This window comes from Pseudothioclava nitratireducens, from assembly GCF_029210495.1.
Lineage (GTDB): Bacteria > Pseudomonadota > Alphaproteobacteria > Rhodobacterales > Rhodobacteraceae > Pseudothioclava > Pseudothioclava nitratireducens.
Genome location: NZ_JARGDK010000005.1, coordinates 189,391 through 200,886, shown reverse-complemented (window position 1 = coordinate 200,886; position 11,496 = coordinate 189,391). Strand labels below are relative to the sequence as shown.

13 protein-coding genes and 1 tRNA gene are annotated in these 11,496 nt (G+C 63.0%); 8 read left to right on the top strand and 6 right to left on the bottom strand.

Going from position 1 to position 11,496, the window contains the following annotated elements:
* Positions 1 to 6: 6 nt before the first annotated feature.
* From P0X85_RS08090 to P0X85_RS08070, 5 genes are all read right to left on the bottom strand, one after another.
* Positions 7 to 741: an alpha/beta fold hydrolase gene (locus P0X85_RS08090; protein WP_275811323.1), complete on the bottom strand. Its 735-nt coding sequence runs from the start codon at positions 739 to 741 to the stop codon at positions 7 to 9.
* Entirely contained in the window at positions 738 to 1,451 is a 714-nt protein-coding gene (locus tag P0X85_RS08085; RefSeq protein ID WP_275811320.1) for a hypothetical protein, read from the bottom strand. Before P0X85_RS08085 ends, P0X85_RS08090 begins: the two co-directional genes overlap by 4 nt.
* Before the next feature lie 123 nt (positions 1,452 to 1,574).
* Positions 1,575 to 3,008, bottom strand: a complete 1,434-nt coding sequence (locus tag P0X85_RS08080; RefSeq protein ID WP_275811317.1) for an NAD(P)-dependent oxidoreductase — start codon at positions 3,006 to 3,008, stop codon at positions 1,575 to 1,577.
* Positions 3,009 to 3,171: 163 nt separating this feature from the next.
* Positions 3,172 to 3,972 carry an undecaprenyl-diphosphate phosphatase gene (locus P0X85_RS08075; protein WP_275811314.1) on the bottom strand — a complete coding sequence of 267 codons (801 nt, stop codon included), beginning with the start codon at positions 3,970 to 3,972 and terminating at the stop codon, positions 3,172 to 3,174.
* Positions 3,972 to 4,958 carry a complex I NDUFA9 subunit family protein gene (locus P0X85_RS08070; RefSeq protein WP_275811311.1) on the bottom strand — a complete coding sequence of 329 codons (987 nt, stop codon included), beginning with the start codon at positions 4,956 to 4,958 and terminating at the stop codon, positions 3,972 to 3,974. The genes P0X85_RS08075 and P0X85_RS08070 overlap by 1 nt, the downstream gene beginning before the upstream one ends.
* 162 nt (positions 4,959 to 5,120) lie before the next feature.
* On the opposite strand from P0X85_RS08070, the gene P0X85_RS08065 reads away from it, so the two are divergent.
* From P0X85_RS08065 to P0X85_RS08030, 8 genes are all read left to right on the top strand, one after another.
* Positions 5,121 to 5,205 (top strand) — tRNA-Leu (locus P0X85_RS08065).
* A gap of 150 nt (positions 5,206 to 5,355) precedes the next feature.
* Positions 5,356 to 5,970 carry a ribonuclease D gene (locus P0X85_RS08060; protein ID WP_275811308.1) on the top strand — a complete coding sequence of 205 codons (615 nt, stop codon included), beginning with the start codon at positions 5,356 to 5,358 and terminating at the stop codon, positions 5,968 to 5,970.
* Positions 5,951 to 6,907, top strand: coding sequence for a KpsF/GutQ family sugar-phosphate isomerase (locus tag P0X85_RS08055; RefSeq protein ID WP_275811304.1), 957 nt, complete (start codon positions 5,951 to 5,953; stop codon positions 6,905 to 6,907). Before P0X85_RS08060 ends, P0X85_RS08055 begins: the two co-directional genes overlap by 20 nt.
* On the top strand, positions 6,907 to 7,509 hold the full coding sequence (gene lptC / locus P0X85_RS08050) for an LPS export ABC transporter periplasmic protein LptC (protein WP_275811301.1): 603 nt from the start codon (positions 6,907 to 6,909) through the stop codon (positions 7,507 to 7,509). Before P0X85_RS08055 ends, lptC begins: the two co-directional genes overlap by 1 nt.
* A 7-nt stretch (positions 7,510 to 7,516) precedes the next feature.
* Positions 7,517 to 8,002, top strand: a complete 486-nt coding sequence (lptA, locus tag P0X85_RS08045) for a lipopolysaccharide transport periplasmic protein LptA (RefSeq protein ID WP_275811298.1) — start codon at positions 7,517 to 7,519, stop codon at positions 8,000 to 8,002.
* Positions 8,002 to 8,775: an LPS export ABC transporter ATP-binding protein gene (gene lptB / locus P0X85_RS08040; protein WP_275811295.1), complete on the top strand. Its 774-nt coding sequence runs from the start codon at positions 8,002 to 8,004 to the stop codon at positions 8,773 to 8,775. Before lptA ends, lptB begins: the two co-directional genes overlap by 1 nt.
* Positions 8,776 to 9,023: 248 nt before the next feature.
* Positions 9,024 to 9,599, top strand: coding sequence for a ribosome hibernation-promoting factor, HPF/YfiA family (hpf, locus tag P0X85_RS08035; protein WP_275811292.1), 576 nt, complete (start codon positions 9,024 to 9,026; stop codon positions 9,597 to 9,599).
* A 36-nt stretch (positions 9,600 to 9,635) separates the two neighbouring features.
* A complete protein-coding gene (locus P0X85_RS08030) occupies positions 9,636 to 10,100 on the top strand; it encodes a PTS sugar transporter subunit IIA (protein ID WP_275811289.1) in 465 nt (154 codons plus the stop codon).
* Between the two features lie 3 nt (positions 10,101 to 10,103).
* On the opposite strand, the gene P0X85_RS08025 is transcribed toward P0X85_RS08030, so the two are convergent.
* Positions 10,104 to 11,495, bottom strand: a complete 1,392-nt coding sequence (locus P0X85_RS08025; RefSeq protein ID WP_275811286.1) for a nodulation protein NodH — start codon at positions 11,493 to 11,495, stop codon at positions 10,104 to 10,106.
* Position 11,496: the final 1 nt, after the last annotated feature.

Sequence of the window (11,496 nt, the reverse complement as noted above, 5' to 3'; positions counted from 1 at the left end):
GCCTCCTCAGAGAGTGCGAATGGGGGTCTGGTCGAACCGGCGCCGGCTCACGCCGCCCGCAGTGCGGATGGCGCGCCTGGCGCGCGGAAAGCGGCCCAGCATGGAAAGGGTGACGATCGGAGACAGCAGCCCCCGGTCATGCAGCGAGCGGGCCAGATTGTGCCCCTCGTGCGGAAAGATGAAATGGCGATAGCCCGCGTCTTTGGGGAACCGCTCCGCATGCATCAGCTCATCCTTGGAGCCGCCATGCAGGATCGTGACGCTCGTGCCCGTCTCGCGCAGGTCGGGGCTCTCGCGGAACCGCCATTGCGCGATCTTGTCGCGGAAATGGGTCCAGCGCCACTCGCCGGGGATCACTTCCGGGTGCACAGAGAATTGCGGCACCAGCGCGACCACGCGGTCCACCTTCATCAGCGAGGCGAGGATCAGCGCCGCCGTGCCGCCCATCGAATTGCCGATCGCGACGATCTCGCTCAGCTTCAGCCTTGCGCCAATCCCTTGGACCGCCTCGACCACGGCTTCTGCAATGCCCGGCCCGTTCATCCAGCTCCGGCTCAGATCCGAGACGTAAAGGACGTTGTTCTGACCGTTCCAATGCGAGAGCCGCGCGAACTCGACCGGGGGGACCTGTCGGCGATTGTTCCCCACACCGGCGAAGGACACCACCAAGCGGTCGCTCGTGCCGGGCGAAAAGCTCATGTGGAGCGGCGGTTCGTCGAGGATCGGGCGCACGTCGATCATGACCGCCCCCCGATCCCGAATTGGCCCGTCATCAGCATGTCGCAGTCGAATTTCGGCTCGGCCTCACCAAAGCCGTCCTCGCCCTCAAAGGCGAAGGTCACCGGGCTCATCACCGATTGCACCTCTTCGCCAAGCGCGTTGCGGAAGGTCTCGATATCGCCATAAAACACGCGGTGTTCGGCGCTGACATATTGCGTCCCCTTGCGCGAGAACAGCACGTTGCCGTTGCCGTCCGTCGCCTCAAGCTCGAACACGCAGCGTTCCAGCGTCACGCCGTCGATCGTGACCTGTTCGCCCGTCAACTGGTCATAGCCGACATAGCGGCTCGTCTCGCCGAAATTGTTCCGCGTGATAAAATCGTAATCATCGCGGCCCGTGGCCAGCAGTGCGGAGAAATCGGCATTATCCGCCGAGGCGCCCGCGTCGAGCCGATCCACTTCGCCGGTTTGCAGGCTGATGCTCTCGATCCAGCGCGTCTCGGCGTCGATCCGGCTCAGGAAATACTCACCCGCGCCATCGGCATAGGAAATCCAGCGCTCGCCCGACGGGTCGCCTGCGCAGTGGTAATGGTTCGCCACGCGGCATTCGCGCAGCTGCACCGTCATGTCGAGCGTGCAACCCTCGGGCGGGGTGAATGTGCCCGCACCATGCGCCAGCCCGGCGGTCAAAACCGCCAGAACCGTTGCTGGAAGGAGCGCTGCTGCGTTCACCTCATTTACCCTTTCGCAAGCACTACGGTCAGCATCCCTGACCCGATTGTGTCGAACCCGTTTCGGCCCCCGCCAGATCGCCGTATGGCGCAAAGCTGGCGGAAAACCATACCAAAGCTGGCTTTACTCGGCGGCGACCTGAGCGGCGCCGTCGAGATACTTCACGATCTCGGCGCCGGCCTCACGACCGTCGCGGATCGCCCAGACCACAAGGCTCGCGCCGCGCACGATATCGCCCACCGCATAGACGCCGGGGATCGAGGTTGCGTGCGTTGCGAACTCGGCCTTCACCGTGCCCCAGCGGGTGGTTTCCAGATCGTCCACACCCCATTGTTCGGGCAGGTTCTCCGGCTCGAAACCCAGCGCCTTGATGACCAGATCAGCGGGTTCTTCGTAAATGCCGCCCTCGATCGGTTCGGGGCTTTGACGGCCCGAGGCATCCGGTGCGCCAAGGCGCATCTTCTGCACGGTGACCGACGAAACCGGGTTGCCGCTGAACGCGTTCGGGGCTGCGAGCCAGACGAACTCGACGCCTTCCTCCTCGGCGTTCTGCACTTCGCGCTGCGAGCCGGGCATGTTCGCGCGGTCGCGGCGGTAGAGACATTTCACCGATTTCGCGCCTTGGCGGATCGCCGTGCGCACGCAGTCCATCGCGGTGTCGCCGCCGCCGATGACGACCACGTTCTTGCCTTCGGCATTGAGCGTTCCGTCAGTGAATTCAGCCACTTCGTCGCCAAACGACAGTTTGTTCGAGACCGTCAGGTAGTCGATTGCACGCACGATGCCAGCGGCATCCGCGCCGGGATCGCGCAGGTCGCGGGTCTTGTAGACGCCGGTCGCGATCAGCACCGCGTCATGCTTGCCGCGGATCGCGTCGAAGCTGATATCGGTGCCGACATTGCAGTTCAGCACGAATTGCACGCCGCCATCTTCAAGCTGCTTGATGCGCTGCATGACGACGTCTTTTTCCAGCTTGAAGCCGGGGATGCCGTAGGTCAGCAGGCCGCCCGCGCGGTCGTAGCGGTCATAGACCGTGACCTGCACGCCCGCGCGGCGCAGCACGTCCGCCGCCGCAAGGCCACCCGGCCCCGCACCGATGATCCCGACCGTTTCCGCGCGCTCATGCGTGGGCTTCACCGGCTTCACCCAGCCCATGTCCCAAGCGGTGTCGGTGATATATTTCTCGACCGCGCCGATGGTCACGGTGCCATGGCCCGATTGCTCGATCACGCAGTTGCCTTCGCACAGGCGGTCCTGCGGGCAGATGCGGCCGCAGATCTCCGGGAAGGTGTTCGTCGCCTGGCTGATCTCATACGCCTCTTGCAACCGCCCCTCCGCCGTCAACCGCAGCCAGTCCGGGATGTTGTTGTGCAGCGGGCAATGCGACTGACAATAGGGCACACCGCATTGCGAACAGCGCGATGCCTGCTCGGCGGCCTTTTGATCTGCGAACTCGCGGTAAATCTCTTGGAAATCATTGGCGCGCACAGTCGCGTCACGCTTCTCGGGCATTTCCTTCGCCGTCGTGACGAATTTCAGCATGCGTTGCTTGGCCATGGCTGCGCCTCCCAATGGGGTAAATTCCAGACGCGCACTCCTACACCGCAGCGGGCGGAATTAAAAGTAAGCAATGCTGACCTAAATGCAGAATTTTTACGCCGAAAACGGGTTGGGGCGCGACAAACTGACCGAATTTAGGTCAGTAGTAATTACCAATCCCTTAGCGGCCGCCCAAAAGTGCCAGCAAAACAACGCTACCCACGATGATTCGCCACCAGCCAAACAGTGCGTATCCGTGCCGACTTACGAAGGCGAGGAGGCCGCGCACCACGATCAGCGCCGAGATGAAGGCGAGCACGAATCCGACCGCGATCAGGTTCATGTCTGCCGCGCTCAGGATGTCGCGGTTCTTGTAGAGGTCGTAGGCAAACGCCCCTGCCATTGTCGGCATCGACAGGAAGAAGCTGAACTCCGCCGCCGCGCGTTTGGATACGCCCATCAGCATCGCTCCGACAATCGTCGACCCCGAGCGCGACGTGCCAGGAATCATTGCAAGGCATTGAAAAAAACCGATCTTCAGTGCGGTCCAAAGGGGTAGATCGGTCGCATCCTCATATTTGACGTCGATCTTCCAGCGGTCCACCACCAGCAGAACGAAGCCCCCGAGGATCAGCATGATGGCGATCAGCATGGGTGTCTCAAAGAGCACCGTCTTGATGAAGTCATGCGCCAGAACGCCGATAACCACCGCCGGAAAGAACGCGATGAGCACCGAAAGAATGAAGCGGCGCGCGGCAGGGTCGGTAGGGGCCGCCGCAAAGGTCGAGATCAGCAGCTTCGCGTATACACCAAGAATGGCCAGAATTGCGCCAAGCTGGATCACGACCTCGAACGCTTTGCCGGTGCTTTCGAAGCCGAGGAAATGCCCGGCCAGCAGCACATGGCCCGTGGAGGAGACCGGAATGAACTCGGTCAGCCCTTCAAGCAGCCCCAGAAACGCCGCGACGAGCGTCTCGTCCATCAGGACGGCTTGCGCAGGTTCTTGGCCGAGGCCTGAATGGCGTCGTATTGCCCGTTCGGGCGGAAGCGCCACAGGTAATCGGGCAGGATTGCGTCGACCGGGGTCGGCTTGATGCCCAGATCGGCAAGGCCCTTCGCGCCCGCCGCCACGACATTATCTTTGGCGAGGTTCTTGATCTGGTCGCGCGTCACCATCTTGTTGACCACGAGACCACCCGTTGCCGCCTGCACGAGATCCAGCGCGCCGCCCATGATCTTACCCACGAAGAAGGGCAGGCTGACCACGAGGCGCTTGCGGTTGATGACCTCGAGCATCTTGTCCATCAGGCCGCGGAAGGTGTCCACATCCGGGCCGCCCAGCTCATAGATGCCCTGCGCCTCGCCGAGCACGCCTTTGACCGCCGCTTGCGCGACGTCTTCGACATAGACCGGCTGGAAGCGGGTATCGCCGCCGAAGATCGGCAGGATCGGGGTGAAGCGCGCCATGCCGGCGAATTTGTTGAAAAAGCCATCCTCGTTGCCGAAGATGATCGAGGGGCGCAGGATTGTCGCATTGGGGAAGGCCGCCAGAACAGCAGCCTCGCCTTGCGCCTTGGTGCGGGCGTAGGTGCTTTCCGACTCGGCATCGGCCCCGATCGCAGAAATATGCACGAGGTTTTGCACGCCGCTCTCCGCCGCGATCCGCGCGATGCGACCTGCGCCTTCGGCCTGAACTGCGTCGAACTTGTTCTTGCCGACGCCCACGAGGATGCCCACGCAGTTCACTACGGCATCGGCCCCGTTCATCGCGGCCTTAACGCTAGCGTCATCGCGGATATTGCACAGAACCGGCTCGACCTGACCGACGGCGCCATAGGGTTTCACGAACAGTGCCTCGTTCGGGCGGCGAACCGCGACGCGAACGCGCCAGCCAAGCTTCGCCATACGCCGGGCGATATAGCGCCCCACAAATCCAGAACCGCCATAGATCGTGACCAGCTTCGACATGGGCTTCGGCCTTTCTCGTGCAAAATTTGTCGCACCCTGATTAGCGCCAAGCCCCCTGAGGAACAAGGCCAAAGGCCAGCTTGGCGCGGTCCTTGACGAAATTCTTCACGCCCCCCGTTGACAGTGTCGCGTGGCACAGCTACATCGCCCCCCACGACATCGGCCCAGATGGCGGAATTGGTAGACGCGCACGGTTCAGGTCCGTGTGCCGCAAGGCGTGGAGGTTCGAGTCCTCTTCTGGGCACCAACTCCTTCGGGAGCCCGCAAGACCCTCGCTTCGGCGAGGGTTTTTCGTTTTCTGGCCCCGGCTTCGGTGGGGCCACGGGCCGCCGCGCCGCGTTGGCATTGGCGTACAAAAGCGCTTATATGGCGCCGGACCAACAGAAAGAGACGCCGCGTGACGATCTACCTGCATCAGAACGACCTGCCCGAGGGGCTTTCGCTTGGCCCCGTCGTGGCTATCGATACCGAAACCATGGGGCTCGACCCGCGCCGCGACCGGCTTTGCCTCGTGCAGTTGAGCGCGGGCGATGGCGATGCCCATCTGGTGCAGATCGCCAAGGGCCAGACCGAGGCACCGCGTCTATGCGCCATGCTGGCCGATCCGGGAACCGAAAAGCTGTTCCACTTCGCGCGTTTCGATATCGCGGCGCTCTATAACGCCTTTGGCGTGGTGACCGCGCCGGTCTTCTGCACCAAGATCGCGTCCAAGATGGTGCGCACGTTCACTGACCGGCACGGGCTGAAATTCCTGCTTCAAGAGCTTGCCGGCGTGGATATTTCCAAGCAGCAGCAGACCTCGGACTGGGGCGCGGCTGCACTGACGCAGGCGCAGCTCGAATATGCGGCGTCCGACGTGCTTTATCTGCACCGCCTCAAGGAAGTTCTTGTCGAGCGTCTCGCGCGCGAGGATCGCACCGCTCTTGCGCAGGCTTGTTTCGATTTCCTGCCGACCCGCGCGCGTCTGGACCTGATGGGGTGGGAGGAGCCGAATGACATCTTCCACCACTGATTTTCGCGCGACCGCAAGCCGGGTTATAGAGATCGAGGCCGAGGGCCTGCGCACGCTGGCCGCGACCCTCGACGAGAATTTCACGAGGGCCGTCGAAACGATCTTGCAGGCACGCGGTCGAGTCATCGTCTCGGGCATGGGGAAATCGGGCCATATCGGGCGCAAGATCGCGGCGACTCTGGCGTCGACCGGGACGCCCGCGCAATTCGTGCACCCGGCCGAGGCGAGCCATGGCGATCTGGGCATGGTCACCCGTGACGATGTGGCGCTGGTGCTGTCCAATTCGGGTGAAACGCCCGAACTGTCCGACATCATCGCGCATACCCGGCGGTTTCGTATCCCGCTGATCGGGGTCGCCTCGCGGCCTGGCTCAACGCTGCTCACGCAATCGGATGTCGCCATCGTTCTGCCCCAGGCCGCCGAGGCTTGCGGGACGGGCGTGGTGCCGACGACCTCGACGACGATGACGCTGGCTTTGGGCGATGCGCTCGCCGTCGCTCTGATGGAGCATCGTGAATTCACGCCCGAGCATTTCCGCACTTTCCATCCGGGCGGCAAGCTCGGCGCGCGGTTGGCGAAGGTGGCGGACCTCATGCATGAGGATATGCCCCTTGTCGCCGAGGACACGCCGATGTCCGAGGCGCTATTGCGGATCAGCCAGAAGGGTTTTGGCGTCGTTGGGGTGACCGATGCGGATGGTGCCCTGTCGGGGGTCATTACCGATGGCGACCTTCGGCGGCATATGGAGGGGCTTTTGTCCCACACCGCAGCCGAGGTGATGACGCGCAATCCGCGCACCATCACAGCCGATCAACTGGCCGAAGCCGCCGTCGCGGTGATGAACGAGCGCAAGATCACCTGCCTCTTCGTGGTCGAGGGCAACCGCCCGCGGGGTATCCTGCATATCCACGACTGCCTGCGCGCCGGTGTCGTCTGATGCCCAATGAAAGCCGCCATTCGCTGATCGTTACCGGGGCCAAGATCGCCCTGCCGATGATTGCCTTGGCGCTGCTTTCGACCCTGTTCATGTTCTCGCACAAGATCGACCCCTCGGCTGCGATCCCCTATGCCGAGGTCGATGTCGAGCAACTTGCGCGTGACGCCGCGCTGATCGGGCCGGAATATTCCGGTGTTACCGAAGAGGGGGCCTCTCTGGCGGTGCGGGCCGATCGGGCGCGGCCCGATCCGGATGGAGGCCGTGGCGCGCAGGCCGAGCAAATCGTCGCCAAGCTGGAGGCGCCAACCGGATTCGTGGCCGATCTGACCGCAAGGTCGGGACGGATTGATCCCGGCGGGGCCGAAATCACGCTCAACGATGGCGTGACGCTGCAAACCTCGACCGGCTATCAGATCGCTTCCGACCGGATCGAGATGTCGCTTGATAACTCGCATCTTCTTTCGCCCGGTCCCGTGACGGTTATCGCACCCTTCGGCACGCTTGAAGCTGGTCGGATGGAGCTGAGCGCGGATGCGGACAGCAAACTCCATGATCTGGTTTTCAATGACCGTGTGAAGCTGGTATATTCGCCGGTGAAATGAGGTTCCGATGCGCCCTGCTTTCCGTTTGATCGCCCTGGTTTTGGCCCTGTCTCCGCTGGCGGCCACGGCGCAGCAAGTCGCCTTTGGCGGTATTCGCGCGGACACGTCGCAACCTGTCGAGGTCACGGCGGACAGCCTTGCGGTTAATCAGGAAACCGGCGTTGCGACCTTTAGCGGCAATGTTCTGATCGGTCAGGGCAGCATGCGCCTTCAGGCGGCGACGGTGCTGGTCGAATACGGTCAGGGCGACCAATCCAAGATCAACCGCCTTCTGGCTTCGGGCGGCGTCACGCTGGTCTCGGAGGCCGAGGCTGCCGAGGCGCGCGAGGCGGTCTATGACGTGGTCAAGGGCACTGTGGTTCTTACGGGCGATGTTCTGTTGACCCAAGGGTCGAACGTGATGGCGGGCCAAAAGCTCAGCGTGGACCTGCGCAGCGGCACCGGCCAAATGGACGGGCGCGTGCGCACGATTCTCCAGCCCGGGGGCAACTGATGGCGCAGGGCTTGGAACAGGGCGCCGGCCTCAATCTGGCCGAGGGCAAGGGCGGGCTGCGCGTCGAGGGGCTGCGCAAGAGCTATCGCCGCCGGCCGGTGATCCGGGATGTGTCTCTTTCGCTCAATCGCGGCGAAGCGGTTGCTCTTTTGGGGCCGAACGGGTCGGGCAAGACCACCTGCTTTTACAACATCGCGGGCCTCATCACGCCCGATTCCGGGCAGGTGCTGATCGACGGGCGCGACGTGACCGCGCTGCCGATGTATCGCCGCGCCCGGATGGGGATCGGCTACCTGCCGCAGGAAACCTCGATCTTCCGTGGCCTGAGCGTCGAACAGAATATCATGGCGGTGCTCGAGATCACGCTCGACGAACCGCATCATCGCCGCGAACGCCTCGAAGAGCTTTTGGGCGATTTTTCGATCGGGCATCTGCGCACGGCACCCGCGCTGGCTTTGTCGGGCGGTGAGCGGCGCCGAGTCGAAATCGCGCGCTGCTTGGCGGCCGATCCGAAATACCTTCTTCTCGACGAGCCGTTCGCCGGCGTCGATCCGATCGCTGTCGGAGAGATTCGGCAACTTGTCGCGCAGCTCAAAGAGCGGGGAATCGGGGTGCTGATTACCGACCACAACGTGCGCGAAACGCTAGAGATCGTGGACCGGGCCTATATTTTGCATGATGGAACGGTGCTTATGTCGGGCACCACCGACGAGGTCGTGCGCGACGAAAACGTGCGTCGTGTCTATCTCGGACAGAACTTCCGTATCATCTGAACGCAGACCTTTTGCACTGCGGCGAACGAGCCCCGTTGACACTCGGGCCGAACCGTTCCCAAATAAGACAAATGCGTGAACATCGCCCCCACCTCAAAGCGTCCGCGCCGCGCCAGTCCCGGCACCCCCGCGCATACGCAATGGTGGGATTAAATGCGGGACACGCGGACAGATTTTCAACAGGTTTAACCGGTCTGAAACCAGCACAATGCTTTGCTGGCAAGGACTTATGACGTGAAGGAGAGACCATGCGTTACCAGATCAGCGGAAAACAGCTCGACGTGGGTGAAGCGCTCCAAACCCATGTGAAGGCAGAACTGGGTGAAACCGTGGAGAAATATTCGCAGCGCCCGACCGACGCGACCGTCGTCTTCTCGCGCAATGCGCATGAGTTCATCTGCGAAGCGACGGTCCATCTCTCGACCGGGCTGACCGCGAGTGCCAAGGGGCACGCGACCGAGGTATACGCGGCCTTCGAATCCTGCCGCGAAAAGATGGACAAGCAGTTGCGCCGTCACAAGCGCCGGCTCAAGGATCACCACAAGGAACGCGCGGAGCCGGTTGAATTCGCCCAAGCAGGCATGTATGTGCTCGCCGCAGAAGATGACGAGACGGAGTCGGATGGCGGCAGCCTCGCACCGATGATCGTCGCCGAGATGGAGACCAAGGTCCCCACGCTCTCGGTTGGCGAAGCGGTGATGCAGATGGAGCTGGCCGGTCAGGACCTTCTCGTCTTCCGCAATGAGAAACACGGCGGGGTCAACGTCGTCCATCGCCGCGAAGACGGCAATGTGGGCTGGATCGACCCGCGCAACAGCAACTAAGCGCCGGCAATGGACGGCGCGGAAAAGACGAAACTGATGGATTTGTCCAACCTGCTCAAGCCGGGGGCCGTCAAGGTTCTGGCCAACGTGACGAGCAAGAAGCGCCTGTTCCAGGATCTCGGTGAAATCGCGCATTCAGCCTACGGGCTGGATGCGGCACAGACCGTCGATGCCCTTCAGGAGCGTGAGAGCCTTGGCCCGACCGGTGTCGGCCACGGGGTCGCACTTCCGCATGCCCGGCTGCACGGCCTGGACCACGTCGTCGGCGTGTTTCTGCGCCTTGAGAAGCCGCTCGATTTCGATGCGGTGGATCGATTGCCCGTCGATCTGGTCTTTGCGCTGTTCGCGCCCAAGGATTCCGGGGTGGAGCATCTCAAGGCGCTGGCCCTCGTCTCTCGCACGATGCGCGACGCTGCGACCTGCACCAAGCTTCGGGCCAATGCCGATCCGGCGACGCTCCATGCGATCCTGACCTCGGCACCGGGTGTGCAGGCGGCCTGACGCTCAGGCGCGCTTCCAATCCTCGAAACCGAATTGCATGAAGTCGCGCGGGTAGCACTCGCGCGCCGCAGCTTCCAGTTCGGGCACCCAGATATCGGTCAGCTTCACCTCCGCGATGTCGGCATCGGCGGTGGCGAAGGCCGGCGCATCGATCCCCATCGAGCCGGTCAGATAGGCCATATCCTTGGCAAGCCGATCCTCTCGTACGACCAGATCGGGCAGTGCAAACTGCGCAAAGCCCTGCATCAGCGCGGATTGCGTGGCCCACAGCGCATTCACCGGCAGGCTGGTTTGTCCGTTCAGATTGGTCTTCAGCCAGCGCATGAAGCCGATCAGGGCCTCGGCATAATCGCCATCCGGTGCGCCGCCCGTTTCGGGGATCGGCAGGCCATAGCCGTTGCGCAGAATCCGCCGTGTCTCTTCCATCCCGTCCCAATGCAGCACAGCATTGAAGGCGAGATGCGCCCGCATCAGCGGATGCCGCAGCACGGTAAAGCTGCGATGGCCCGGATGCTTTCGCTTCCATTGCCGCAGGGTCTTTTGCGAGAAGCCCTCTTCCAGCGCACCGATCTGCGCCATCCAGTCACGGATCGGCGCGTCCATTGCGGGGCGCATCGGCATATACAAAAGCCCCGGTTCGCAACCCACGAAGCTCGGCACATTGGGGCCGCGCCGCGGCTCGAAATTTGGCGTGCGCGAGAGGTTGAACCGGTCGAGCCGCGCCAGAGACGCCTCCATCGCCGGGAAGTTGGCGACCTTGCTTTCCAGCGGTTCGGGGTTCTGCGGCACGAGACTGTCGGGCAGGGCCTTCAGCCCTGGCGCAACCCCCAGCCACGCCGCCAGCCCGTTCAGCACGTCGAGATCCTGCGCATCCTCATAGTCGATGTAGAACGCCGTTTGCCCGCTCACCTGCAACTCATGCATAAGGAGCACCTGAAACGCCTGAAGCTCGGCCAGATGTTCCTCGAACTCTGCCGCGTCAAAGCTGGCCTGTGCGGCCTTGCGATGCTTGGCGTCGCCCAGCTTCCACTGGCCGGTGGCCCGCGCGATCTTGAGGCTCACATAGCTTTCGATCGGGTTGCGGGTCAGCACGATCTTGGCGCAGCGCGGGTCGCGCAGCATGACCTCAAGCACGCGCGGATCGTGGTTGTGGAAGTAGCGGCAGCCGTTCAACCCCGGCGCATCCTGTATCCGCCGCCAGAGCGCCACCGGGTCGAGGTCGCGCTCCGCCTTGGTCATGCCGAGCAGGCTATCCTTCTTGGGATAGCCGATCAGCGCGGGATTGAATGCCTCGCCGTGGCAGGTCACCCCATCCAGTGCGTTTACCGCCGCTTCGAGCAGGTTAGAGCCGGTCCGCATCTCTGCGAGGATAACGAAACTGTCGAAATGCGGCATG